This window comes from Massilia polaris (assembly GCF_012927275.1).
Taxonomy (GTDB): domain Bacteria; phylum Pseudomonadota; class Gammaproteobacteria; order Burkholderiales; family Burkholderiaceae_D; genus Telluria_A; species Telluria_A polaris.
Map to the genome: position 1 here is coordinate 204133 of NZ_JABBGG010000006.1, position 25238 is coordinate 229370.

Genomic DNA, 25238 nt, shown 5'->3' on the forward strand with positions numbered 1-25238 from the left:
CTGTCCCGGACGCCCCGCACCAGCCAGTTTGGCGTATGTTGAACGAGTGAAATGCCCGTTCAGCGCGACGGCGCCGCTCCGGCCTCTTCCGAAAACAAAATAAATCGTATATATTGTTTTAACTATTCAGCGATGGAGAACCAATGAGCAAGCTAGCCCCTGCGAAACCCAACGGGCATCCGGTCGATGCCATCAACGCCGTGGCGCAAAAAGCCGCTGCGCGCCCGCTGCCGAAAGCGCCCGCGAAGGCCGTGGTAAAAGCGGCGGCCAAGGCGCCTGCCAGGGTGTCAGCCAAGCCGGCTGCGAAAGCCCCGGCCAGGTCCGCCGCAAAAGCCTCCCCGGCCGCCGCGGCAAAGAAAACCGCCAAGCCGGTCGCAAAGGCAGCCGTAAAGCCAGCGGCAACCAGGGCGGCGTCGAAGCCGGCGCCGAAAGCGGCGGCCACACCGGCGCCGAAATCATCGGCCAGGGCGGCGCCGAAACCGGCCGAGGCGGCGCCCGAGCGCGAGAAAACCCGCAAGCCGAAGCTGGTGCGCGACAGTTTTACGATGCCGGAAGAGGAGTACGCCGTGCTGGCGCGAGTGAAGAAGGCCTGCCTGAAGGCTGGCTTCGAGATCAAGAAGAGCGAGTTGCTGCGCGTCGGCGTGGCGCTGATCCGCGAGATCGACATGGCCACGCTGAAGAGCGTGCTGGCCAGCCTGCCGCAACTGAAGACGGGGCGCCCGAAGAGCAGCTAAGGTGCGCGACAATGCGGACCGGCCGTTAGCGGCGGTTCGCAGCGCACAGCTAGTGCATCGACGCGTTCGACAGCTCCTTCAGCTCCTTGATGCTCATGTCCGATTTCTCGTGCATGCGCAGCAGGATGGTCGCGCCGACGGCCAGCTTGCGGTGGCGAATCTTGCTGATGATCGGCGGCTGGACTTCCAGCACCCGGCATAGCTCCGCGTCATTTTTCAGGTGCATTTTCTGGATCAGGGTGTCGAGCAGCTTGTTGGGCATAAAGCTCGACGGTTCCAGCGCCCGGGCGCGGTTCATCGCCTCGATCATTTCCAGTTTTCTCTGCCGTACGTTCATCGTACCCCTCCAATTAGCTCACATTGACAGGATTTTCCGAATTCCGCCCAACGTTGCCGATCGTTACTTTCGGTGAGAATTAATGCAGATCGGGTCGGAATAATGATACTACGTTAAGAATATATGCGCAGCATTGTTGACAAATTAAACCTGAGATTTGAACTAACTAGCGCACAACAGACGCTAACGTCAATCCAGAGCGTGTTAATACGAAGGTTTTGTCGGCTTTTTCGGCAGCGGCGTGGGAATGGGTGACCATGATCGCGGCGGCGCCGCTGGCCTTGATTTCGGCGCGCAGAAGGTCGAGGATGCCGGCCGCGGTGTCGGGGTCGAGGTTGCCGGTCGGCTCATCGGCCAGCACCAGCGCTGGCTTGTGCACCAGCGCGCGCGCGATCGCGACGCGCTGCATTTCGCCGCCGGACAGCTGGCGCGGAAAATCGCCGCCACGTCCACCCAGCCCGACCTTTTCAAGCATCCGCAGCGCGGCGCCGGCGTCGAGGCCATTGAGCAGCAGCGGCAGCGCGACGTTCTGCTGCAAGGTCAGGTGCGGCAGCACATGGAACGCCTGGAACACGAAGCCCATGCGGCTGCGCCGCAGCCGGGTCGCGGCGTCGTCGCCCAGCGCGGAGACCGGCGTGCCGTCCACCACCACCTGGCCGCTGTCCGGCGTGTCGAGCCCCGCGATCAGGTTCAGCAAGGTCGATTTGCCGACCCCGGATTCGCCCATGATGGCGACGAATTGGCCGGATGGGAAATGGTGCGACAGCGCGGCCAGCACCGCGCGCCCGTTGTAGGTCTTGGTGACGCTGATCAGGTCGAGCATGGCATGCCTAGCGGGTAAGGGCGCGGCGCAGCGCGAAGCTGGCGGCGTCGACCAGCGCGACCAGCACCAGCATCGCGAGGATCACGGTGGCGGCCTGCTGCATCTGGAACAGCGACAGGTGATACTTCAGCATCTGCCCAAGCCCGCCGGCGCCGACCACGCCCAGCACGGCGGCGGCGCGGATGTTGTTCTCCCAGCGGTACAGCGTGTACGACAGCATCTGCGGCAGCGCCTGCGGCAAGGTCGAATACAAGAAGGCGCTACCCGCCGCGGCGCCGTTGGCGCGCAGCGCGCGCTCCGGATTCGGCTCGGCGTTTTCCAGCACGTCGGCGAACAGCCGTCCCAGCACTCCCGACGTATGCGCGGCCAGCGCCAGCGTGCCTGCGAACGGGCCAAGGCCGGCGGCCACCAGGAGCAGCGACGCCCATACCAGTTCGGGTATCGAACGCAGGACGTTCAGGATGCCGCGCGCCGGCACGCGCAGCAGTTTGCCGAAGCGGCCTGCGGCCGGCATCGCCAGCGCGATGCCGCCGACGACCGCCAGCAGCGTGCCCAGCGCCGACATCGACAAAGTCTCCAGGGTCGCGGCCAGGGTTTTTTGGAGGAAGGGCAGTGCCGCTTCGGGGGGCGCGAAGCCGGCCAGGAACTCGCCGCTGCTGCGCACCGCATCGCTGGAAAACAGCGCGGCCCATTCCAGCGGCAAGGTCGCGAAACTGGCGGCCACCAGCACGGCCAGGCCGATCAGCAGCAGCAGCGTGGACAAGGAATGCCGTGGCGCCGGCGGCAGCGCGCGCCTCATGCGAGCCTCGTGCGCAGCATTTTCGACACCATGTCGGCGCAGGCGACCAGCAGGACGAACACGATCAGCATGGTCGCCACTTCGCCGCCCGCCATCATGCGCATCGATTCATCCATGCGCTGGCCGAGGCCGCCCGCGCCGACGAAACCCATGACGGCCGAGCCGCGGATCGCGCATTCCCAGCGGTACACGGTGTACGACACCAGCTCCGACGCCGACTCCGGAATCGCGCCATAGAGCAGGGCCGGCAGCCGCGCCGCGCCGCCGGCCAGCAGCGCGTCGGTGGCGCGGGCGTCGGCCGATTCGAGGATCTCGGCGTACACCTTGCCAAGCATGCCGCTGTAGGTGAGGGCGATCGCCAGCACGCCGGCGGTGGGGCCGAGGCCGACCAGGCGCACGAACAGCAGCGCCCACACCAGTTCCGGCACGCTGCGCAGCAGGACAAGGATCCAGCGCACCGACTGGCGCACGATGCGCGACGACATGCGCATGCGGCCGGTGCCCAGGCGCGAGACCGACAGGATTTCAGTGACCACCAGCGTGGCGGGAATGGCGGCCAGCAGCGCGAGCGCCAGGCCGGCGGTGGCGATCGCCACGGTCTGCCAGGTCTCGCGCAACACCATGGACAGGAACTCGGGATCATGCGCCGGCGTCAGGAACCCCGATGCGAAGTTCCACGCGGCCGTCAGGCTCTGCGGCTCGAACAGGGTCCACGGCTTGAATTCGGAATACACCAGCATCGGCCACAACAGGGCGAGGCAGGCGAGCGTGATCACGACGCGCGCGCGCCACGCCGGGTCCGGATGGAGGGTGGCTTGCCGCATGCGTTTCAGAAGCAGGCGCCGACCGCGAGCCGCTCGGGCGTTTCGTGCAGCGCCGGGCGCGCTGCCTCGGCCTGCTCGTTGCGGTACAAGGCGGCGATCATGTCGGCGCTGACCTCGTCGCGCGCGGCGTCGAACATCACCCGTCCGTCGCGCAGGCCGACGATGCGCGGGAAATTCGCCAGCGCCATGTCGACCTGGTGCAGGCTGCACACCAGCGTGGCGTTGCGCGAAGCCGCTTCCTGCTGCAAGGTGGTGAGGGTCATCTGCGACAGCGCCGGGTCGAGCGCCGACAGCGGTTCGTCGACCAGGAAAGCTTTGGCGTCAGACAGCAGCAGGCGCGCGAGGGCGCAGCGCTGGCGTTCACCGCCCGACAGGCGGTCGACGCGGGAATACAGTTTGTCGCCGAGGCCGAAACGTTCGAGCGCGTCGAACGCGGCGTCCGGGTCGAGCGGGCGGACCAGCGAGACCAGCGCCTGCCACAAGCTCCAGCGCGGCAGGCGGGCCGCCAGCACCGCGGTCACGACGCGCTGGCGCGGCGGCAGCGGCGGCGTTTGCGGCGCGAGGAACAGGCTGGCGCGCAGCTTGTGGCGGCTGGCTTCGGGCAGCGCCCACGGGTCTTCGCCGAACACGGCGAAGCCGCCGTGCGCAGGCCGGTGCGCGACCGCCAGCGTCGACAGCAGCGTGGTCTTGCCGGCGCCGGAAGGACCGATGATGGCGAGCTGCTCGCCCTGGGCGACGTCCAGGCCGATCTCGTGCAGCGCCACCGGCGCGTTGGGCGCCAGGTGCCGCACTGTCAGCTTGTCGAGCCTGAATGTCATGTGCGCGCCTTGCTTACTTCAGCAGGCCCGCGTTGCGTGCGGCCGCTTCGATCGTCGTGTAGTTGGCCGGGGTGGTCGGCACGAACTTCGTTGCGCGCTGCAGTGCGAGGATCTCCTTGCCTTCAGCCGTGGACGGGTCCAGCGCGAGGAAGGCGTCGGTGATCGTCTTTTTCAGGGCGGCGTTCATGTCGCTGCGCACCGACCAGTTGTAATCGTAGTACGAAGGGGTGGTGTAGAACACGCGCACCGCGGCTGGATCGACCTTGCGCTCGGCGACCAGCTTTTCCCATACCGAGATATTCAGCGCGCCCGCATCGACCTTGCCGCCGGCGACTGCCGCCACGGTGGCGTCATGCGCGCCGGAAAAGGCGATGCGCTTCATGTCGGTGTCCGGATTGATTTTCGCGGCCAGCAGGTAGGAGCGCGGCATCAGGTGGCCCGAGGTCGAGGACTCGGAACCGAAGCTGAAGGTCTTGCCCTTCAGGTCAGCCAGCTGCTTGATGTCGTTCGACGCGGTAATGAACACCGAACGGAATTTCTCGTCTTCGGCGCGCTGCACCAGCGGGGTGATCTTGCCGCCGCTGCGGGCGTTGGCCTGCACGAAGGTGAAGCCGCCGAACCAGACCATGTCCAGCTTGTTGTTGACCAGGCCTTCCACCGATGCCGCGTAGTCGGTCACCGGCGTGAACACCACTTTCAGGCCGGTGGCCTTGGCCAGGTATTCGCCGAGCGGCTTGAATTTGCGCTGCAGCTCAGTCGGCGCTTCATCCGGAATCGCCGACACGCGCAGCACGCCTGGCACGGCCTGGGCCGAGGCGGGCAGGGACGCGAACGTGAAGGCGGCTGCAAAGCCGGCGGCCAGCATGGTTTTCATGCTGCGAAATGCGGAGAACTGGGACATGGGGGGCCTTCTGTGATGGCTAGGGTGGTGGCACGTCGCCCGAAACGCTTCCTGCGCGGCGCGAAAAAATTGGATATTCAGCTATGATAACAAAATCACCAAGAACGCATCGGCCATACTGGGAATTCCATGCTGACACAATGCCAGACCGAAACACGCCCGCCGGTCGCCGGCATCCAGGCCGAGCTCAGCGCGGGCTTATGCGCCAGCCAGGCGAGCATCGCGCCGAAGTTCCTGTATGACCCGCTTGGCTCGAAACTGTTCGAGGCGATTTGCGAAGTGCCCGAATATTACCCGACGCGCACCGAAGCTGCCATCCTCGCCCGCCATGGCGCCGATATCGCGCGCGCAGTCGGCCCCGGAACGACCCTGATCGACCTTGGCGCCGGCAATTGCGCCAAGGCGGCCAGCCTGTTTCCGCTGCTGCATCCCGACCAGTATGTGGCCATCGACATCTCGTGGGATTTCCTGCAGGAGTCGCTGGCCCGCCTGCGCCAGCGCTTTCCGCACATTGAAATGACCGCGCTCGGGCAGGACTTCTCGGCCCGGCTCGACCTGCCGGCCAACATCAGCCCGGCGCGCCGCCTGTTTTTCTACCCGGGCTCCTCGATCGGCAATTTCACGCCCGACGAAGCGCGCTGCTTCCTGCGCCGCGCCCGCGCCCAGTGCGAAACCGACGGCGGCCTGCTGATCGGGATCGACCTGGTCAAGGATGAACAGACGCTGTCGGATGCCTACGACGACGCGCTTGGCGTGACCGCCGCATTCAACCTGAACGTGCTGCGCCACGTGAACCAGCTGCTCGGCGCCGACTTCGACGTGCGCGGCTGGCGCCACCAGGCTTTCTTCAACCGCCTTGAGGGCCGCATCGAAATGCACCTCGAGGCGCTGCGCGACATGCTTGTCCGCTGGCCGGGCGGATCGCGCAGCTTCGCGCGCGGCGACTGCATCCACACCGAGAACAGCTACAAGTACCGCATGAGCGCGGCCATCGGCCTGCTCGAACAGTCCGGCTTCCAGGCGACCAATACCTGGGTCGATCCCGATGAATGGTTTGCCGTCATCCATGCGCGCGCCATTGGACCCTGAGCTGCTGCGCCGCCGTTACGGCCAGGTCCGGCGCCGTTCGCTGGCGCTGGCCGAGCCGCTCTCGGACGAAGACTGCACCGTGCAGTCGATGCCGGACGCCAGCCCGGTCAAGTGGCACCTCGCGCACACCAGCTGGTTCTTCGAGACCTTCATCCTCGAACGCTTCGAAGCGGGCTTCCGGCCGTTCCATCCCGCCTTCCGCGTGCTGTTCAACTCGTATTACAACGGCATCGGCGCGAAACACCCGCGCGCACAGCGCGGGCTGGTGACGCGCCCCGGCATGGCGGCGGTGCGCGCCTATCGCCTCGATGTCGACGCGCGCATGCTGCGCCTGCTCGATAGCCGGGCAGGGGACGCAGCGCTGGCGGAGCTGGTCACGCTCGGGCTGGAACACGAACAGCAGCACCAGGAATTGATCCTCGCCGACGTCAAGCACCTGCTGGCGCAAAACCCGCTTTATCCGGCGTATGCCGACACCCCGCCGGCCCCGGCCACGGCCGTGCCGGCCCTCTCATGGCAAGGCTTCGGCGGCGGAATTGCCGGGATCGGCTATGCGGGCGACGGCTTCTGCTTCGACAACGAGCTGCCGCGCCACCAGCAATATGTGGCGCCGTTCGCACTGGCCAGCCGGCTGGTGACAAATGGCGAATACCTCGCCTTCGTCGACGCGGGCGGCTACCGCGACGCCGCCCTATGGCTGTCGGAAGGCTGGGACCAGGTCTGCGCCGGCACGCTCGGACACCCGCTGTACTGGCTGCGCGACCAGCACGGCGGATGGCGCGAATTCACGCTGCATGGCGACCATGCGCTGGACCCCGCGCTGCCGGTCACCCATGTGTCGCTGTATGAAGCCGACGCGTATGCGCGCTGGGCCGGCGCCCGACTGCCTACCGAAGCCGAGTGGGAGGTGGCGGCGGCATCCGGCGCCGGCGGCCTGCTCCAGATGGCCGGCCATTGCTGGCAGTGGACCAGCAGCAGTTACGCGCCTTACCCCGGCTATGCGCAGCAAGCGGGCGCCCTCGGCGAGTACAACGGAAAATTCATGATCAACCAGTATGTCCTGCGCGGTTCCTCGTGCGCCACGCCCGAAGGGCATGCGCGCGCCAGCTACCGCAACTTCTTCCCGGCCGGCGCGCGCTGGCAGTTCAGCGGCATCAGGCTCGCGCGATGACGTTCAGACGACTGGCGCCGATCCAGATCCTCAACCGGCGCGCCAACGCCTATATCCTCGCGCACCCGCTCGCGTTCACGCTGCAGGTGCTCAGGGGATTCCGCGCCAACCAGGGGCTGCTGCTGGCCGGCGCGGTGGCGTATTACGCGCTGCTGTCGATCGTCCCGTTCCTGATGCTGGTGGTGGTGGTGCTGTCGCACTTCATGGACCCTGTGGAGCTGCTGGCGACCTTGCAGCGTTACCTGGAATGGCTGCTGCCGGGCCAGTCGCGCGCGATTGTCGTGGAGGTGTCGAACTTCCTCGATGAGCGCGGCCTGATCACCGGCGTGCTTGGCGTGACGATGCTGTTTTTCAGTTCGCTGGCGTTCACGGTGCTGGAAAACGCGATGAGCATGATCTTCATCCACCGCGTGGCGATCCGGCGCCGCCACTTCTTTGTGTCGGCCATCCTGCCTTACTGCTACATCCTGGCGCTGGGCATCGGCGTGATGCTGGTGACACTGGTGGCCGGCACCTTGCAGGTGATGGGGGAAGAAGAGGTCAATTTCCTGGGCTGGCACTGGTCGCTGAGCGGCGTATCCGGCGTCCTTCTGTACCTGCTTGGCTTGTTCGGCGAGATCCTGTTGCTCACTTCGATCTACCTGGTGATGCCGGTGGGGCGGCTGTCGCTGTCGCACGCGCTGATCGGCGGGGTGACGGCGGCGCTGCTGTGGGAAGGGGCGCGCCATGTGCTGGTGTGGTACTTCTCGACGCTGTCGCAGGTCAATATCGTGTACGGCTCGATGACGACGGCGATCGTCGTCATGTTCAGCCTTGAAATCGGCGCCACCTTGCTGCTGCTTGGCGCCCAGGTGATCTCCGAGTACGAGCGGGTGGGGCGCAAGCAGCACGGCGAGCCCCAGCCCATGACCACCGGGCGCGCGTAAGGGCAGCTAAGTTCAGACGTCGACCACCATCGCGAAGCCGCCGTAGACCATGCGCTTGCCGTCGAACGGCATGTTCTCGGGCTTCATCCATTCGGCCATGCGCGGGTCTTTCATGACCTTGTCGTTGATCTCGTCGCGTTTGGCGCGCGACTCGTAGACGATCCACGAAAAGAACACCACCTCGCCATCTTCCAGGTTGACGCTTTGCGGGAATGAGGTCAGCTTGCCGGGCTTGACGTCGTCGCCCATGCACTCGCGGAATTCCAGCGCGCCCAGCTCGCGCCAGATCTTGCCGCAGGCGGTGGACATCTCTTTGTATCGCTCAATATTATCCTTCGCTACCGGGACCACGAAACCATCGACATACGGCATGACATTTCTCCTCGATCAGGGTTGATTGAGCTGCCAATATTACGCCTCTGCCCGGATGTTCGCTCACACGGTTGCGGTGTGCACGGTCACACGCGGTGCGCCCGGCGCCATGCGGCCGACCACGGCCGCATGGCCGAAGCCTTCGCGCGCGAACAGCGCCAGCACCTCGTCGACGCTGGACGGGTCGACCGATACCAGCAGGCCGCCCGAGGTTTGCGGATCGGTCAGCAGGGCTTGCTGGGCCGGGGTGATGCCGGCCGCCAGCGTGACGTCGCTGCCGTAGGCATCCCAGTTTCGGCCGGACGCGCCGGTAAAGAAGCCATCGCGCGCCAGTTGTTCTACACCCGGCAGCAAGGGGATGCTGGCCATGTCCAGTTGCGCTTCGAGACTGGCGCCGCGCGCCAGTTCGAGCAAGTGGCCGAGCAGGCCGAAGCCGGTGACGTCGGTCATCGCATGCACCCCGGCCATGTCGGCCAGCGCCTTGCCGGGCTTGTTCAGTTTGGTGGTGTTCTCGATCATGGCGGCGTAGCCATCCGCGTCCAGCGCGTCTTTCTTCAGCGCCGCCGACAGCACGCCAACGCCGAGCGGCTTGCCGAGGATGAGCACATCGCCCGCCTTGGCGTCGGCGTTGCGCTTGACCTTCGACGGATGCACCAGTCCCAGCACCACCAGGCCGTAGATCGGCTCGACCGAATCGATGGTGTGGCCGCCGGCGATCGGGATGCCGGCTTCGGCGCAGATCGACTCGCCGCCGCGGATGATCTGGCCGATCGTATCGAGCGGCAGCTTATTGACCGGCATGCCGACCAGCGCGAGCGCCATGATCGGCGTGCCGCCCATCGCGTACACGTCGGAGATCGCGTTGGTGGCGGCGATGCGGCCGAAGTCGAACGGATCGTCGACGATCGGCATGAAGAAGTCGGTGGTCGCGATCAGCGCCTGTTCGTCGTTGAGTTTGTAGACCGCGGCGTCGTCGGCGGTTTCGATGCCGACCAGCAGTTCCTTGGGCACCGGGAAGCCGGTGGAGTTCTTCAGGATTTCGGCCAGCACGCCGGGCGCGATCTTGCAGCCGCAGCCGCCGCCGTGGGAGAACGAAGTCAGTTTGATTTTTTGCTCTGGTGCTGTGCTCATGGGGATTTCCGTGTCATTAGTTGGCGCCGGCTGGCCGGGCAATCAGCAGATTATCCACCAAGTCGAGCACCGCCGCTTGCTCGGCCTCCGGCGCAAACAGCGCGGCGCGCGCCGCGCACTGGGCGTGCAGGCGCTCGCGGAAAGGCGGGTCCAGCATGCAGCGCTCCATCAGCGCGGCCAGCGCGGGCGCGTCGCCGACCGGGAAGTAGCCCTCGTAGCCGCTGCCCAGCATGCCGCGGTTGCCGTCGATGTCGCTGGCGAGCACCGGCACGCCGCTGGTGACGGCCTCGATGATCACGTTGGCGCCGCCTTCCATCAGCGATGCGATTACCATCGCGTCGCTGCAGGACAGCGCCATGCGGGCGGCGTCGTGGGCCAGGTTGCCCATCCACTGGTAGCGCGGATCCGCGGCCGCCGTGGCTTCGGCGGCCGTGCCGAGCTGCGGATCGAGCGCGCCGCCGATGTGGATGAAGCGCGCGTCCGGGTTGGCGGCCAGCTGCGCCGCGCGCATGAAGGTCAGCGGGTCTTTTTCGGGGCGCAGGTGGCCGATCATGGAGAACGTGAACTCACGGGCGCCGGGCGGCGGCGCCACATGCGGTAACGATGGCGCCGACTGCCAGATCACGCGCGCCTTCGAGCGATGTTCGGGCGGCAGCATCGCGACGCCCGCTTCCTGCAGCAGCACCAGGATGTCGGCGTGGGCGAGCGAGGCCTGGGCCGCTGGATCGTCGTGGATGTCGCGGTACAGGTCGGTGCCGGTGAGGACCAGCACGCGCGGACTGTCGGGATGGTCCTCGGCGAAGGCGGCCAGCACCGCGGCCGAGCGGCGCGCGTGCAGGGCGATCATCAGGTCGGGCGTGGCGCCGGTGACGGGCGTCCATGAGGCTGCGATGTTGACGTCGTAGCGGGGCGTCAGGAAGCGCGCCCACCGCATGGCAGTCTGCCAGTTGCCGTTATTTGCCTCGGCCATGGCCGGGCTGACGATGGTTACGCGTTGCACCGATGCCGCTCCCTCAAAAGTCGTTACAATCCTGCCATGAACCCAATCAATGCATCGTTCAGGCAGGCAAGGCCGCAACAGTTGTCCGACGCGCTGCAGTCTGCCCGAAATTATACGCTGCGGCTGTTCGATTGCCTTGCACAGGCCGGCTACGACCTGCCATCGCGCGTGCCGTACGTCGCCACCATCAATCCGCCCCTGTGGGAGCTCGGCCATATCGCCTGGTTCGCCGAGTGGTACATCCTGCGCCAGGCTGCCTCCAGTCATCCCGCCGACGCCGTTGGCAATTCGCTGCTGACGCGCGGCGATGACTGGTTCGATTCGAATACCGTGGGCCACCGCAGTCGCTGGACGCTCGACCTGCCCAATACCGGCTCGCTGAAAACGTACTGCAATGAGGTGCTCGACCGCGTGCTCGACAAGCTGTCGCGCGAAGCCAATGTGGACGCGGCGCTGTACCCCTACCGGCTGGTGCTGGCGCACGAGGACATGCATGGCGAGGCGCTGCTGCACGCGATGCAGCTGCTGGGCGTGGAGGCGCCGCCGGAGCTGGCGCGTGGCCGTAACGCTGCAGCCGCGCCGCGCGAGATCCACTATCCGGGCGGGACGATCCGGCTGGGCGGACCGCAGGATGGCGGCTTTGTGTTCGATAACGAGAAGGCGGCGCACGCCTGCTATGTACCGCCGTTCGCGATCGATGCGACCCTGGTGACGAACGACCAGTTCGCGGAGTTCGTGGCCGATGGCGGCTACCAGCGGGCAGGGTACTGGAGCAAAGCAGGGCAGGCGTGGCTGATGGGGCAGGAGCGTTCGGCGCCGCGCTACTGGCGGCGCGATCGCGGGCGCTGGCTGGCCAGCCGGTTTGGCCAGCTCCGGACGCTCGATCCGCACGAAGCGGTGCGCCATGTGACGCTGTATGAGGCGCAGGCTTATTGCATGTGGGCGGAGCGGCGCCTGCCGGCCGAGGCGGAGTGGGAGTACGCCGCGCTGTCGGGCCAGCCGGGCTTCAGCTGGGGGCAGCTGTGGGAGTGGACGGCGTCGCCGTTCGAGCCGTATCCGGGATTCGAGGCGGGGCCTTACCGCGAGTATTCGGCGCCGTGGTTCATGACGCACCAGGTGCTGCGCGGGGCGTCGTTCGCGACCCCGTCGCGGTTCGGGTCGGCGCGCTTCCGTAATTTTTATTTGCCGGAGCGCGACGACATCTTTGCCGGGTTCCGTACCTGCGCGTACTGACGAAAAAAAACGGCTACCGAAGTAGCCGTCCTTGTTTAATCGTTTGAACGATTAACGATCGCCGTAGGTGCGGCGTGCGCCGTCGGCCGAGCGTGGGTTCGAACCCTTGTAGCCGCCGCCCGAAGGGGCGCCTTCACGGCGCGGTGCCGCGCCTGGCTTGCTGAAGGTACGCTGGCCTGGCTTGGCGCCGGTGCGGTTGTCGCCCGGCTTCCAGCTGCCTGGACGGGCAGCCGAACGTGGCGCCGAAGCGGTGCGCTTTGGCTCGAAACCTTCGATGACGTTCACCGGAATCAGCTGCTTGGTGAAACGCTCGATGCGCTTGACGTTCATGCCTTCGGCGTGGTTCACCAGCGAGATCGCCAGGCCGTTGCGGCCAGCACGGCCGGTACGGCCGATGCGGTGGACGTAGTCCTCAGGGAACTTCGGCAGGTCATAGTTGAACACGTGGGTGATCGTCGGGACGTCGATGCCGCGTGCTGCCACGTCGGTTGCAACCAGCACCTTCACGCTGCCGCGGCGCAGGCCGTCGAGCGTGCGGTTACGGGCGCCCTGGTGCATGTCGCCATGCAGTGCGGCAGCCGAGAAACCGGCGATGTTCAGGCGGTCGGCGATGGTGTCGGCGTCACGCTTGGTCGCGGTGAAGACAACCGCCTGGTCGAGCGTTTCGTCGCGCAACAGGTGGTCCAGCAGGCGGTTCTTGTGCGACAGGTCGTCGACGAAGTGAACGCGCTGCACGATGTTTTCGTGCTTGCTCGACGAGCTGGTGATCTGGATCACCATCGGGTCCTTGGTGATACGGCGGGCCATGTTGCCGACCATGCCGTCCAGGGTTGCCGAGAACAGCATCGTCTGGCGGCCGTCTGGCGTTGCCGCAATGATCTTCTCGATGTCGTCGATGAAGCCCATGTCCAGCATGCGGTCAGCTTCGTCCAGCACCAGGATTTCCAGTTGCGAGAAATCGATCTTGCCCGATTCCATGTGATCGATCAGGCGGCCAGGGGTCGCGACCAGGATCTCAGGATTCTTTGCCAGCAGTTGCATCTGCTTAGGGTAAGGCATGCCGCCCAGGATCGATACGGCGCGGATGCGGCGGATCTGGGTGCCGTACTTTTCGGTCGCGCTGGTCACTTGCAGTGCCAGTTCGCGGGTTGGGGTCAGCACCAGCATTTTCGGCTGTGCTGCCTTGAAACGTGGACGCTCGCCAGGGGCGCCGCGTGGAGCGACAGGCGCTTGCTCGGCGATTGCCAGCTTGTGCAGGGCAGGCAGCATGAATGCCGCGGTCTTGCCCGAACCGGTCTGCGAGGAAACCAGCAGGTCGCGGCCCGCGATACCCGCAGGAATCGCTTGCTCTTGTACAGGGGTCGGCGTGGTGTAGCCGGCATCGGTTGCTGCTTTTACGATAGACGCGTGGAGGCCTAATGCTTCAAAACTCATTGTTTTCTTTTCTTTCGGTATAGATCAGCGCTCGGGCAAATGCCTTCGAGCGCAAAATAGCAACGCCAACCAACAAACGAAATAACTCTGAGATGAAAAGAAATTTCGGCACAAAAGCTTTGCGCCGGGACGGTGTCAGGTGCGACACACAAGGCGGGAGGGCTTTATTGAGGCTGTCCGGTGGACAGGCCCAGGCTTGCGAAGCTGCTAGTTTTACTGCTTTGTAACTGCGTATTGCCATCGCTAAGCTAGTTTGCGAGAAACGTATTGCAGCGCACAAACAGGACTATACAGTAGTTTCACTGTGTTTGCACGGATTATGACGGAGCGTGCGCGGGTACTGCGAAAGAACCAAGGGCGCATGCCGCACGCAAGTGCAGCATGCGCCCTCGTTGACGATCTCAGCGGCGCTTTGGCGCCTTGGCCTTGGCCGAGCTGCGGCCCATGCGGCTCTTGATCGATGCAACCTTGGCCTTGACCTTCTGGGCGTTGGTCATTTTCTTGCCGCCGCGCTTGCCTACGCGCTCTGCTTCGAACGCCATCACCGCGTTGTCGACGATGTGCTCGGCGATATCGCTGTCGATGCTGGCCGAGGTGCGCGGCACCAAAATGGTCGAGCCTGCCTTCAGGACGGTACGGGCCGGAATGTTATTGGCCTGGCGGATCACTTCCGGGGTCGTGCCGAAGCGCGATGCCAGGGTGGTGATGCTTTCCTTGGCGCCGGTAATCTTGTGCGTGGTCCAGGTCGACAGCGCCTGGCCCCATTGCGCCAGGTTGACGTGGAATTTCTCCGCGTTCTCTTTCGGCAGCAAAATCTTGGTCGTCTCGCCGCCGGTGATGACCGGGCGGTTGAACTGCGGGTTCAGCGCCTTGAACTCGTCTACCGACAGCTCCGCCAGCTGGGCCGCGATGGCCAGGTCGATGTCGCTGGTCTTGTCGATGACGGTGAAGTAAGGCTGGTTGTCGATGACCGGCAGCGATACGCCGTACTGGGCCGGGTTGCTGACGATGTTCTTGACCGCCTGCAGCTTTGGCACATAGTTGCGGGTTTCCGCAGGCATGTGCGCGGCCAGGCTTTCGAAATCGGTGGGCTTGCCGAGCGCCTGGTTTTTCTTGATCGCGCGCTGGACGTTGCCTTCGCCCCAGTTATACGCGGCAAGCGCGAGCTGCCAGTCGCCGAACATCACGTACAGCTTCTGCAGGTAGGAGAGGGCGGCGTCGGTCGAGGCCAGCACGCCGCGGCGCTCGTCCTTGAACATGTTCTGTTTCAGGTCGTAGTCGCGGCCGGTGCCCGGCACGAATTGCCACATGCCGGCAGCGTCGGCGCTGGAATAGGCTTGCGGATTGAACGCCGATTCGATGATCGGCAGCAGCGCCAGTTCGGTTGGCATGCCGCGCTTTTCGAGTTCCTGGACAACGTGGAACATGTAGCGCGATGCACGGGTCGAAACGCGCGCGAGGTAATCGGGACGGGTGCTGTACCACTTGACGTGGTTGCCGACCAGCGAGTTGTCGATGTCGGGAATGGCGTAGCCGGTGCGGATGCGGCCCCAGACGTCGGTTTCCTTGAACTCTTCAGCCTTGACGCCGGCGAAAGGCGCGACGGCGGTCTTGACGGCGCCCGGCGCAGCGCTTGATACCGGCGCGGACGACGCGGAATCAGCGCTCGCTTGGGCGATGGGAGCCAGGGATACAAGCAGTGCTGCCAGTGCGATGGTAGTACGGGTGTATGTTTGCATAGCTTTCCATTGTGGCGTCCAAGGACTTCAGACTGACGGGAACAAATCCGAGTGTACGTAGGACTCGTTCCCGTCGTCAAGCGTTTTGGCCTTTCCTCAGGCAAATTTAATGGCAACTTTTTGCTGTCGTGTTATCAAATGATAAACTGGAGTATGCGGAAAAAATATCAGTTTGCCATCGTAAGAAAACGGCGGGTTTTGGCGGTACACCCCGGGGGTATCGTCAAATTACTACTATGGCGCGGGTAAGTGTGCGTACAATCTGGTTTTGCGCGAGCATCCTCCTTTAGTTGAAAGCAACACCATGAGTACCCCGAATTTGAACGCCGACGACGACCAGATCATCGCGGCCACCGAGCGCTGGCTCGAGAAGGCGGTGATCGGCCTGAACCTCTGTCCATTTGCCAAGGCAGTGCACATCAAAAAGCAGGTCCGCTATGTCGTCGCGAACGCGACCACGGTCGAGGCGCTGCTCGAAACGCTGATGAACGAACTGCAATGCCTGTCCGACACGCCGGCGGAACTGGTCGACACGACCCTGCTGATCCATCCGTTTGTGCTGAACGACTTCGTCGACTACAACGAATTCCTCGACGTGGCCGATGCGGCGGTGGAAGACATGCACCTCGACGGCGAGATCCAGGTTGCCAGCTTCCATCCGCAATACCAGTTTGCCGACACCGACATCAACGACATCGGCAACTACACCAACCGTGCGCCATATCCGATCCTGCACCTGCTGCGCGAAGACAGCATCGAACGCGCGGTCGAAGCTTTCCCGGAAGCCAGCGAGATCTTCGAAAAGAATATTGAAACGATCGAGAAGCTAGGCCATGACGGCTGGGATGCGCTCGATGTCGGCCCAGCCAGGTAAGGAAGTGATGAAGAAAGCAGAAAAGCTGCCGGAACGGCCGGACACGCCCTGCGTGGCGGTTTGTTCGACGACGTTCGACGAGATTTGCCGCGGCTGCGGCCGTTCGGTCGTCGAAGTCGCGCACTGGGTATCGATGGCGCCTGCCGACAAAGAGCGCGTGTGGAAGCGCATCCTCGCCGAAGGCTACCCCCGTCGTAATAAATAAAATAAATAAGACCGTTCCAGAATCGGGGTCCGTCCCCGGGGTCTGTCCCCGGGGACGGACCCCGATTGTTAAGTCATTGATTTACAAGGGCCGGCTGTATTAATAGCTGCCGATGAAGTCTTTCTTGCCGATTTCTACGCCGTTGTGGCGCAGCAGGGCGTAGGCGGTGGTGGCGTGGAAGTAGAAGTGCGGCATCGCGTAATGGACGAGGTAGACCTGGCCCTTGAACTCGCGTACGTTAGCGCCACTGCCGGTGACGATGTCGCGCTGGGCGCTTTCCTCGATCGCCGCGCGCGGCAGGTCGTTGATGAAGGCAAGGGTGCGGGCGATGCGTTCGCGCAGGTCCGCGAAGCTCTTCTCGGTGTCCTCGTAGCGCGGCACTTCGACGCCGGCCAGGCGCGCCGAGCAGCTCTTGGCGAAGTCGGTCGCTACCTGGACCTGGCGTGCGAACGGAAACATGTCCGGGTACAGCCGCGCTTGCAAAAGCGCCGCCGGTTCGATGTTTTTTCCGTTGGTGTGGGTCTCGGCCTTGTCGATGATGGCGGCCAGGCTGTTCAGGATCTGGGTGAACACAGGCACGGATGCCTCGTACATTGAAAAGCTCATATATTTATGTTCCTCGTTGAAAGATGGCTGCGATAATAACAAGATGGCGAGGTTTGTGCTGGCGGCGAATTGTTACTCCCATTTGGCGGCAAGTTGCAAACCGTGGCGGAACCTCTGTGCAAATTCGCCGCTTGCCTTGACGTAGGCGGTGCACTTGCCATAGAGTAATTGTCTTGTGTATAAAATCATGCCGACCAGGTCTCGGCCTTTCCGGGGATAGCAAATATGGTAATGCCACCGCATGCATAGCACTCCCTATCGACAATTGCGCGCCAGGTTGGGAATCCTGTATGGACGTTCGATTTACGGCGCCTTGTTGCTGGTCGTGGTCGGCGGCCTGGTTTTCCCGGCGATCATCGGCAGTTACCTGCTGATTGGCGTTCAGGAGCAGAAGGCCGCCCGGACCGCCCTCAACGAATCGCTCCAGCGCAATGCCGACATCCTCGCTCTCGGCATGCAGGAGTCGCTGTGGAACATGAACGCCGAATCGGCCAACTCGCTGGTCGATTCCGTCATGCGCGACCCGTCCGTGCTGCGGGTGCAGGTGATCGGCCAGGCCGACACCCAGTTCATGAACGTGCAGTCGCCCAACCGCCAGGCCGGGATCGTCTACCACGCCGAGCGCGACATCCTGGTGCGCGGCGAACGCATCGGCCGCATCCTGGTCGAGATGGACGATGCCCGCAGCCAGCAGGAGCTGCGCAGCAAGCAGTCGAAGTACGCGCTGGTGCTGGCCGGGCAGATCACGGTGTCGCTGCTGCTGATTATCCTGTTCCTGAACCGCCGCCTGATGGGCCCGATGCGCAAGCTGATGTCGTTCTCCGACCGGCTTTCACGCGGCGATTTCGAAACCCACCTCGACCTCGACGGCAATGACGAACTGGGACGCCTCGGCAGCCAGATGGAGCAGATGCGCATCGCGATCAAGCACCTGTTCGAAGACATCGGGCGGCGCGAGGAACGCTTCCGCACCATCGTCGCCCAGGTGCCCGGCGCGGTGTTCCGCGTGCGCCTGGGCGGGCCGATCGACTTCGTCAGCGACGCGATCGAAGAGATATCCGGCTTCCCGGCCAGCCAGTTCATGCGCGGCACGATTGACGTCTGGTCCGACCTGATCGCGCCCGAACATCGCCGCCTCCAGTATGGCGCGGTACGGGATGCCGGCCGCACCGGCAACCCATATGAAATCGAATACCGCATCCTCGACGCCACCGGCACCGAACGCTGGGTCTCGGAAAAAGGCCACCCGCGCATCGGCAGCGACGGCAATGTGGAGTGGATCGACGGCATCCTGACCGATATCAGCGAGCGCAAACACAATGAAATGCGCATCGAAGGCCTGCTGGCCGAGCAAAGCGCGATTCTCGACAATGTGATGTTCGGCGTGATGTTCGTACGCGGGCGGCACGTGGTCTCGGCCAACCGCCGCTGCGAGGAGCTGTTCGGCTATGGCAGCGGCGAACTGGCCGGGGCGCCCGACGACATCATCTTCCAGCCGCGCACCGAGTACGAACTGGCCGGCTTGCGCGCCTATCCGAACCTGGTCGACGGCCGCGACTTCACCGAGGAGCGCGAATACCGCAAGCGCGACGGCACCTCGTTCTGGTGCATGGTCAATGGCTGCGCGCTCGACCCGCTTCATCCGAACGAAGGCAGCATCTGGGTGTATGCCGACATCACCGAACGCAAACAGGCCGAAGAAAAACTTCGCCTGTCGGCGACGGTGCTCGAGCACATCGCCGATGGCGTGATGGTGGTCGATGCCGAGCGCCGAATCGTCGCTGTCAACCCTGCGTTCACGCAGATTACCGGCTATACCGAGCACGAAGCGATCGGGCAGCCCGCCAGCATGACGCGCTCCGCCCGCCACGACGAGCGCTTCCACCAGGCGATGTGGGACGAGCAGGAGAAGGCCGGATTCTGGCGCGGAGAAATCTGGAACCGGCGTAAAAATGGCGAGGTGTACCCCGAGTGGCTCACCGTATCCGTCATGCGCGACAGCGCCGGCAAGATCACCCATTACGTCGGCGTCTTCAGCGACATCACGGCGGTCAAGGAATCGCAGGAAAAGCTCGACCACATGGCGCACCACGATCCGCTTACCGGACTGCCGAACCGCCTGCTGTTCCACGACCGGCTGCAGCACGCGCTGCAGCGCGCCGGGCGCGTCGACGAGCAGCTCGCGGTGCTGTTCATCGACCTTGACCGCTTCAAGAACGTCAACGACACGCTCGGCCACCACGTCGGCGACGAGCTGCTGATCCAGGTAGCGGGCGCTTTGTCCGAGCGCCTGCGCGAAGGCGATACGCTGGCGCGCCTGGGCGGCGACGAATTCATCGTATTGCTCGAGAACGTGGATGGCGCCTTCGGCGCGGGGCTGGTCGCCGAGAAGTTAATGAGCATGTTCGAACAGCCGTTCATCGTCTCCGACTACGAGCTGTTCGTCACGGGCAGCGTGGGCATCAGCATGTTCCCGCACGACGCCACCGACCTGAACATGCTGATCCGGAATGCCGACGTCGCCATGTACCAGGCCAAGGCGCGCGGGCGCAACGGCTACCAGTTCTATGCGCCGTCGATGACGGGCGAGGGCGTCGAGCGCCTGCGCCTCGAAGCCATGCTGCGACGTTCGATCGAGAAGAACGAGATCTTCCTGAACTACCAGCCGCAGGTTGAAATCGATACCGGCCGCCTGATCGGCGTCGAAGCGCTGGTGCGCTGGAACAGTCCGGAGCTGGGCGTGGTGCCGCCGTTCCGCTTCATTCCGCTGGCCGAGGACATCGGTTTCATCAGCCAGCTTGGCAAGTGGGTGCTGTACGAAGCCTGCCGCCAGATGATCCGCTGGGCAGAGCAGGGGCTGTCGGTGCCGAAGATGGCGGTCAACCTGTCGGTCAAGCAGTTTGAGCGTGGCAGCATCGCCAGCATGGTGGCCGACGTGCTGGCCGAAACGGGACTCGAGCCGCACCGGCTTCAGCTCGAAGTGACCGAGTCGGTGATCATGAACACCGGCGACGCGCTGGCCTTCATCAACGACCTGCACGCGATCGGCGTGGGACTCGCGATCGACGACTTCGGCACCGGCTACTCGTCGCTGGCCTACCTGAAGCAGATGCCGGTACAGACGCTGAAGATCGACCGCAGCTTTATCAAGGATATCTCGACCGACATCAACGACGAAGCGATCGCCATCGCGATCATCCAGCTTGGCAAGAGCCTGAACCTGTCGGTGATCGCGGAAGGCGTGGAGACTGCCGAACAGGCCGATTTCCTGCTGCGGCACGGCTGCAACCTGGCGCAGGGCTACTTGTACAGCCGCCCTGTGATGCCGCTCGCATTGCTGGAAGACTGGCAGGTGCGTGAGCCGGGCTGACCCCGGCGACGCGAAACCGGGCGCGTTATTGGCCGGCGGCGCGTATGAGTTCGAGCAGGTTGCAGTCCTGCTGCCACTCGCGCCGCTCGGAATTGCTGGCGGCAAGGCGCGCCAGCTCCTCATCGGACTGCGCCGCCTGGGCTTTTACCAGGCGGTCGGCCAGCGCAGGATCGGGCAGCATGGTGCCGAAGAAGGCCACGACATCATCGCGCTGGATCAGGAGGGTAGGGAAGTTTTCAACGTCAAGGTCGCCCACGACGCCGGCCTCGTCTTCGACGTCGATCCAGACGAACAGCTTGTCGGGATGGCGCGCGGCCACGCTCTCGAACGAGGCCCGGTACGAAGTGCAGGTGCCGCACCACGCCGCGCACAGGCAGGCCACCACCCAGCGGTCGCCGGCCAGTGCTTGCGCGACGATGTCGCGGTTATCGGGTTCGAGAGTGATGCTATGCATGCGGCATTCTACAACGCCGGCCGCAGGGCTGCCAGCACAGGCTGGCCGGGTTAAAATACGGTATGTCTATTATTCTCGCAATTGAAACCTCGTCCGAACTGGCATCCTGCGCGCTGCTGGATGGCGACAAGCTGCTGTCACGCGAGTCGTCCGGCGTACGCACCCATTCGCAATCGATCCTGCCGATGGTGCAGGAGCTGTTAGCCGAAGCGGGCATCACCCTGAAGCAGTGCGACGCGATCGCCTTCGGCGCCGGTCCCGGATCGTTCACCGGCGTGCGCACTGCCTGCGGCATCGCCCAGGGGCTGGCGTTCGGCGCCAGCCTGCCGGTGGTGCCGCTGGTGACGCTCGAAGCGATGGCGCTCGCCTGCCACCTGCAAACCGGCGCCACCGAGATCCTGGCGGTGCTCGACGCGCGCATGGGCGAGGTCTATTGGGCCCAGTACCGTTACGACGGCGGCCTGAAGGTCGTGGCCGAACCGGCGCTGTGCGCGCCGGGCGATGTCGCGCCGGCCGCTGTCGATGCGCCGCTGGCCGCCTGCGGCAACGGCTTCTCCGCTTATCCGGACGCCTTTGCGGGCCGCGCCTGGACTGAAGGCGCGCTGGCCGCCATCATGCCGCACGCCGCTGAAGTGGCGCGCCTTGGCAGCGCGGCCTTCGCCGCCGGCAGCGCGGTAGCGGCCGCGCAAGCGCAGCCGATCTACCTGCGCAACAAGGTCGCCTACACCAGCGCCGAACGCCAGGCCATCAACGCCAGCAAGGCCGCCGCGTGACGGAAGCCGGACTGCACCTGTCGCGCATGACGGCGGCCGACCTCGACGAAGTATTCGGCGTCGAACTGTCCGTGTATCCGCACCCGTGGACGCGCGGGAACTTCGCCGACTCGCTCGCCAGCGGCTACCAGGGCAGGGTATTGCGCGATGACGAAGGCAGGCTGGTCGGCTACTTCCTGCTGATGGCGGCGGTCGACGAAGCTCACCTGCTCAATGTCGCGGTGCGCGCCGGGCGCCAGGGCGAGGGCCTCGGGCGCTGGCTGCTCGACAAGGTAGCCGAATGCGCCCGCACGCTGGGAATGGAATCGGTGCTGCTCGAAGTGCGGCCATCGAACCTGCGCGCGCTGAAGGTCTATGAACAGTACGGATTCACCGAAATCGGCCGGCGCAAGGCATACTACCCGGACCACAACGGACAACGCGAGGACGCGATCGTGATGAGGTACGTTTTATGAGTGGCCGCACCGCCGCCTTCCTGGAAGAGATGGGCATCGGCCCGCTCTGGACCCTGCGCGAAGCCGCCGCGCCGGAAGTGCAGGCCCCGGTTGAAGAACCCGCGCCGGCCGCGAAACCATATCGTCCCGAGCCGTCGCCGATGCTGCCGCCGCCGCCGATCTACCAGGAGGGGCACGAACCACGCGCGCCGATGAATCATCCGCAGCCAGCGGGCAGCGCCTGGGCCGACCCGGATGCGCCGGCCGCCGTGACGGACGAAGAAATCGCGCTGATGGACTGGGCGCAGCTGCGCGCGGCCATCGCCAGCTGCACCCGCTGCGGCTTGTGCGCCGGCGCGCGCAAGCCCGTGTACGGAAGCGGTGCGCAGCAAGCGCAATGGCTGGTCGCCGCGGGCGCCACCACCGCTGCGGACGAAAAGGAAGGCCAGCCGATTGCCGCGGACGCCGGCAAGCTGCTGGTGAACATGCTGGCGGCCGTCGGGCTCGCGCGCGACACCGGCGCCTGGGTCACCAACCTGGTCAAATGCCGTCCGACCACCGCCAACGGCGGCGACCGCGCGCCCACCGACGACGAGGCGCGCGCCTGCAGGCCGTATCTCGAACGAGAGCTTGCGCTCACCGGCGCCGGCATGGTGCTGACGATGGGCCAGATCGCCGCCAACGGGCTGCTCGGCAAATCGCTCGCGGAGCCGCTGGCGGCGTCGCGTGGCGCCGTCCATGCGCTCGGCGAGGTAGCGCTGGTCGCGACGCTGCATCCCGGCGAACTGCTGCGCCGCAGCGCCGACAAGGCACTGGCGTGGGCCGACCTGTGCCTGGCGAAGGCGCACGATGGACGACCTGGCTGACAGCTACCAGGCGCACTTCGCGCGCCGCTGGGGACACCTGCGGCAAGCGCACGTGCGCACGCTGGCGTGGCTGCTCGACGCGCCCGACCTGCTCGATCCCCACGACCCGTACTGGGAACACAAGATCGCCTCGCTGGGCGAAGTCCAGCCCGACGTCGCGCGCTGGCTCGGTCAGCTCGACGCCGACCCGTCCGCGCTCGAAGCATCGCTCGGCGAGCGCGCCTACACGCGGCTTGGGCTGTATGCTGAGAAGCTGATGGCCTTCTACTTCCGCGAACGCGGCGAGCTGGTGGCGCACGGGCTGCAAGTGCGCAGCAACCGCAACGACACGGTTGGCGAGTTCGACTTCCTGCTCGATGCGGGCGCTGAAGGCGTCGAGCACATCGAGTTCGCCACCAAGTTCTATCTGCTCGAAGGCACCAGCGCCTCGCGCTTCGACACCTTTGTCGGGCCAAACCTGGCCGACAGCCTGGGCGCGAAGATGCGCAAGATCTTCACGCGCCAGCTCGAACTGGGCGTGCACCCGGCGGCGCAGGCGCTGCTTGAGCGTCCGGTGATCCGGGCGAGGGCGCTGGTGAAAGGCTGGCTGTTTTACCCGGCTGGCGGGCATGCGCCGATGGGCGGTATCTCGGCGCAGCACTGCCGCGGTTTCTGGTGCGCGCTGGCCGAAGTGCCCGCGCTGGAACCGGAACGTTTCGTGGTGCTGCCGCGCATGCAATGGCTGGCGCCGTACCGTGGCGAGGGTGGCGACGGTGGCGAGCCTGTTCTCGGCAAGGAAGAATTGCAAGCCGCGCTGACGCGAGCGCAGATGCCCTCGCTGATCGCTGCGGTTCGGCAAGAAGGCGGCGTGATCATCGAAACCGCCCGCGGCTTCATCGTCCCCGACACCTGGCGCGACCGCGCCGCCCGCCGTCTCCAATAACCCTCGCACGGGCCAGCCAAAAAAGTTGCAAAGTGATTCGGGGTCCGTCCCCGGGGACAGACCCCGGGGACGGACCCCGATTTTTATTGTTCGATTTTGGAACTTTTACGACTTGGAATTAGTGCTTGTGCTCGCCGATCAGGGCCAGGGAGTCGTGCTCTTTCTGGTTCAACGCGTGGCGTTTCTTGATCAGGTACATGATGCCGGCTACCGAGACGCCGAACAGCACGATGATGATGTTCAGGTCGAGGTTGAGCGTGATCATCACCGCGTAGATCGCGAGCATCGTCAGAATCGACAGGTTTTCGTTGAAGTTCTGCACCGCGATCGAGTGGCCGGCACTCATCAACACGTGGCCGCGGTGCTGTAGCAGCGCGTTCATCGGGACCACGAAGAAGCCGGACAGCACGCCAATCAGCATCAGCAGCGGATAGGCCAGCACGACCGATTGGACCATCGGCATGCACATCACCACCACGCCCATCGCAATGCCGAGCGGGATCACGGTCAGCGATTTTTTCAGCGGGATCATCTTGGCCGAGGCGGCGGCACCCAACGCAACGCCCAGCGCGACCACGCCAATCAGGGTCGTGGCTTTGTCGAGCGGCATGTCGAGCGATTTCTCGGCCCACTTGAGCACGATGAATTGCAGGGTCGCGCCGGCGCCCCAGAACAAGGTCGTCACCGCCAGCGAAATCTGGCCGAGCTTGTCTTTCCAGAGCAGGCCGCAGCAGATGGCGAATTCGGCAATCAGCTTGGCCGGGTTGCGTTCCTGGTGGGCGTAGACGGCGCCGGTGTCGGGAATCCGCAGGTTGAACAGGGTGGCCAGGATGTAGACGAACACGACTACCGCCAGCGCGGCTTCGGTGGTGCTGTCGATGCCGGTGTTGATGAAGGGCAGGTCGAAGCCGAGCAGCAGCGCCGAGCCGTGCGTGCTGACCAGGGCGCCGCCCATGACGGTGCCGAGGATGATCGACATGACCGTCAGGCCTTCGATCCAGCCATTGGCTTCCACCAGTTTTTCAGGCGGCAGCAATTCGGTGAGGATGCCGTACTTGGCCGGCGAGTACACGGCCGCGCCAAAGCCGACCACCGCGTACGACAGCAGCGGGTGCAGCTGGAATACCATCAGCGCGCAGCCGAAAATCTTGATCAGATTGGCGATGAACATGACCCGGCCCTTGGGCATCGAGTCGGCAAATGCGCCCACGAAGGCCGCCAGAAGCACGTAGAAGAGAACGAATGAGAGCTTGAGCAATGGCGTCAGCGATGCCGGCGCATTCATGGAGATCAACAGGTCGATCGCTACGAACAGTAGGGCATTGTCCGCCAGCGACGAAAAAAACTGCGCCGCCATGATGGTATAGAAACCACGATTCATTCGAAAGCTCTAAAACAAGTGT

At 64.7% G+C, this 25238-nt stretch carries 26 protein-coding genes; 12 read left to right on the forward strand and 14 right to left on the reverse strand.

All coding sequences use genetic code 11. The annotated features are described in order from the left end of the window. Nucleotides 1-143 precede the first annotated feature (143 nt). Complete coding sequence (locus HHL21_RS12510; protein ID WP_229496360.1) at nt 144-734, forward strand: hypothetical protein; 591 nt, start codon at nt 144-146, stop codon at nt 732-734. 49 nt (nt 735-783) lie between these two features. On the opposite strand, the gene HHL21_RS12515 is transcribed toward HHL21_RS12510, so the two are convergent. From HHL21_RS12515 to HHL21_RS12540, 6 genes are all read right to left on the reverse strand, one after another. Continuing rightward, nucleotides 784-1071 (reverse strand): hypothetical protein, encoded by a 288-nt coding sequence (locus HHL21_RS12515; RefSeq protein ID WP_169466269.1) that lies wholly within the window; start codon nt 1069-1071, stop codon nt 784-786. 166 nt (nt 1072-1237) lie between these two features. Continuing rightward, nucleotides 1238-1894 (reverse strand): ABC transporter ATP-binding protein, encoded by a 657-nt coding sequence (locus tag HHL21_RS12520; RefSeq protein ID WP_169466271.1) that lies wholly within the window; start codon nt 1892-1894, stop codon nt 1238-1240. Nucleotides 1895-1901: 7 nt separating this feature from the next. Further along, a complete protein-coding gene (gene phnE / locus HHL21_RS12525; protein ID WP_169466273.1) occupies nt 1902-2693 on the reverse strand; it encodes a phosphonate ABC transporter, permease protein PhnE in 792 nt (263 codons plus the stop codon). After that, a complete protein-coding gene (locus HHL21_RS12530; protein ID WP_169466274.1) occupies nt 2690-3517 on the reverse strand; it encodes a PhnE/PtxC family ABC transporter permease in 828 nt (275 codons plus the stop codon). Before HHL21_RS12530 ends, phnE begins: the two co-directional genes overlap by 4 nt. A gap of 5 nt (nt 3518-3522) precedes the next feature. Further along, a complete protein-coding gene (locus HHL21_RS12535) occupies nt 3523-4335 on the reverse strand; it encodes a phosphonate ABC transporter ATP-binding protein (protein ID WP_169466276.1) in 813 nt (270 codons plus the stop codon). Nucleotides 4336-4348: 13 nt separating this feature from the next. Continuing rightward, complete coding sequence (locus HHL21_RS12540; protein WP_206085746.1) at nt 4349-5236, reverse strand: putative selenate ABC transporter substrate-binding protein; 888 nt, start codon at nt 5234-5236, stop codon at nt 4349-4351. Nucleotides 5237-5365: 129 nt separating this feature from the next. On the opposite strand from HHL21_RS12540, the gene egtD reads away from it, so the two are divergent. Genes egtD through HHL21_RS12555 form a run of 3 tightly spaced genes read left to right on the forward strand, consistent with a single transcriptional unit; the run spans nt 5366 to nt 8422 of the window. Beyond that, nucleotides 5366-6325 carry an L-histidine N(alpha)-methyltransferase gene (egtD, locus tag HHL21_RS12545; RefSeq protein WP_169466278.1) on the forward strand — a complete coding sequence of 320 codons (960 nt, stop codon included), beginning with the start codon at nt 5366-5368 and terminating at the stop codon, nt 6323-6325. Then, the gene (egtB, locus tag HHL21_RS12550; protein WP_206085748.1) at nt 6303-7496 is read left to right on the forward strand and encodes an ergothioneine biosynthesis protein EgtB; all 1194 of its coding nucleotides are present in this window, start codon (nt 6303-6305) and stop codon (nt 7494-7496) included. The genes egtD and egtB overlap by 23 nt, the downstream gene beginning before the upstream one ends. Then, nucleotides 7493-8422 (forward strand): YihY/virulence factor BrkB family protein, encoded by a 930-nt coding sequence (locus HHL21_RS12555; RefSeq protein WP_169466282.1) that lies wholly within the window; start codon nt 7493-7495, stop codon nt 8420-8422. The genes egtB and HHL21_RS12555 overlap by 4 nt, the downstream gene beginning before the upstream one ends. Before the next feature lie 12 nt (nt 8423-8434). Here HHL21_RS12555 and HHL21_RS12560 read toward each other — a convergent pair whose 3' ends face one another. The 3 genes from HHL21_RS12560 to senB all read right to left on the reverse strand — a co-directional run bounded on the left by HHL21_RS12560 (nt 8435) and on the right by senB (nt 10925). Further along, a complete protein-coding gene (locus tag HHL21_RS12560; protein ID WP_169466284.1) occupies nt 8435-8794 on the reverse strand; it encodes a DUF1428 domain-containing protein in 360 nt (119 codons plus the stop codon). Nucleotides 8795-8857: 63 nt separating this feature from the next. Next, the gene (gene selD, locus HHL21_RS12565) at nt 8858-9925 is read right to left on the reverse strand and encodes a selenide, water dikinase SelD (protein ID WP_169466286.1); all 1068 of its coding nucleotides are present in this window, start codon (nt 9923-9925) and stop codon (nt 8858-8860) included. Between the two features lie 16 nt (nt 9926-9941). Beyond that, nucleotides 9942-10925, reverse strand: coding sequence for a selenoneine biosynthesis selenosugar synthase SenB (senB, locus tag HHL21_RS12570; RefSeq protein WP_370659717.1), 984 nt, complete (start codon nt 10923-10925; stop codon nt 9942-9944). Between the two features lie 36 nt (nt 10926-10961). Between senB and senA the strand changes: the two genes are divergently transcribed. Further along, a complete protein-coding gene (gene senA, locus HHL21_RS12575; protein ID WP_229496362.1) occupies nt 10962-12158 on the forward strand; it encodes a selenoneine synthase SenA in 1197 nt (398 codons plus the stop codon). A gap of 51 nt (nt 12159-12209) precedes the next feature. On the opposite strand, the gene HHL21_RS12580 is transcribed toward senA, so the two are convergent. Continuing rightward, the gene (locus HHL21_RS12580; protein WP_169466288.1) at nt 12210-13592 is read right to left on the reverse strand and encodes a DEAD/DEAH box helicase; all 1383 of its coding nucleotides are present in this window, start codon (nt 13590-13592) and stop codon (nt 12210-12212) included. 401 nt (nt 13593-13993) lie between these two features. Beyond that, entirely contained in the window at nt 13994-15331 is a 1338-nt protein-coding gene (locus HHL21_RS12585; protein WP_169466290.1) for a transglycosylase SLT domain-containing protein, read from the reverse strand. A 304-nt stretch (nt 15332-15635) separates the two neighbouring features. Between HHL21_RS12585 and HHL21_RS12590 the strand changes: the two genes are divergently transcribed. Beyond that, the gene (locus HHL21_RS12590) at nt 15636-16205 is read left to right on the forward strand and encodes a DUF1415 domain-containing protein (RefSeq protein WP_169466292.1); all 570 of its coding nucleotides are present in this window, start codon (nt 15636-15638) and stop codon (nt 16203-16205) included. A gap of 7 nt (nt 16206-16212) precedes the next feature. Continuing rightward, nucleotides 16213-16410 (forward strand): DUF1289 domain-containing protein, encoded by a 198-nt coding sequence (locus HHL21_RS12595; RefSeq protein WP_169466294.1) that lies wholly within the window; start codon nt 16213-16215, stop codon nt 16408-16410. A gap of 99 nt (nt 16411-16509) precedes the next feature. Here the strand turns inward: HHL21_RS12595 and HHL21_RS12600 are convergent, their stop codons facing one another. Beyond that, on the reverse strand, nt 16510-17016 hold the full coding sequence (locus HHL21_RS12600; RefSeq protein WP_169466296.1) for a DUF1993 domain-containing protein: 507 nt from the start codon (nt 17014-17016) through the stop codon (nt 16510-16512). Between the two features lie 241 nt (nt 17017-17257). On the opposite strand from HHL21_RS12600, the gene HHL21_RS12605 reads away from it, so the two are divergent. Further along, nucleotides 17258-20386, forward strand: a complete 3129-nt coding sequence (locus HHL21_RS12605) for an EAL domain-containing protein (RefSeq protein ID WP_169466298.1) — start codon at nt 17258-17260, stop codon at nt 20384-20386. A gap of 25 nt (nt 20387-20411) precedes the next feature. Here the strand turns inward: HHL21_RS12605 and HHL21_RS12610 are convergent, their stop codons facing one another. Further along, on the reverse strand, nt 20412-20840 hold the full coding sequence (locus HHL21_RS12610; RefSeq protein WP_169466300.1) for a thioredoxin family protein: 429 nt from the start codon (nt 20838-20840) through the stop codon (nt 20412-20414). 62 nt (nt 20841-20902) lie between these two features. Between HHL21_RS12610 and tsaB the strand changes: the two genes are divergently transcribed. From tsaB to HHL21_RS12630, 4 genes are read left to right on the forward strand one after another with little or no spacing between them, the layout of a single operon-like run. Next, the gene (tsaB, locus tag HHL21_RS12615) at nt 20903-21613 is read left to right on the forward strand and encodes a tRNA (adenosine(37)-N6)-threonylcarbamoyltransferase complex dimerization subunit type 1 TsaB (RefSeq protein ID WP_169466302.1); all 711 of its coding nucleotides are present in this window, start codon (nt 20903-20905) and stop codon (nt 21611-21613) included. Beyond that, a complete protein-coding gene (rimI, locus tag HHL21_RS12620) occupies nt 21610-22068 on the forward strand; it encodes a ribosomal protein S18-alanine N-acetyltransferase (RefSeq protein ID WP_370659718.1) in 459 nt (152 codons plus the stop codon). The genes tsaB and rimI overlap by 4 nt, the downstream gene beginning before the upstream one ends. Then, nucleotides 22065-22913 carry a uracil-DNA glycosylase gene (locus tag HHL21_RS12625; protein WP_169466304.1) on the forward strand — a complete coding sequence of 283 codons (849 nt, stop codon included), beginning with the start codon at nt 22065-22067 and terminating at the stop codon, nt 22911-22913. Before rimI ends, HHL21_RS12625 begins: the two co-directional genes overlap by 4 nt. After that, nucleotides 22897-23835, forward strand: coding sequence for a DUF1853 family protein (locus HHL21_RS12630; protein WP_169466306.1), 939 nt, complete (start codon nt 22897-22899; stop codon nt 23833-23835). Before HHL21_RS12625 ends, HHL21_RS12630 begins: the two co-directional genes overlap by 17 nt. Nucleotides 23836-23953: 118 nt before the next feature. Here the strand turns inward: HHL21_RS12630 and lplT are convergent, their stop codons facing one another. Next, nucleotides 23954-25216: a lysophospholipid transporter LplT gene (gene lplT, locus HHL21_RS12635; RefSeq protein ID WP_169466308.1), complete on the reverse strand. Its 1263-nt coding sequence runs from the start codon at nt 25214-25216 to the stop codon at nt 23954-23956. Between the last annotated feature and the right edge of the window lie 22 nt (nt 25217-25238).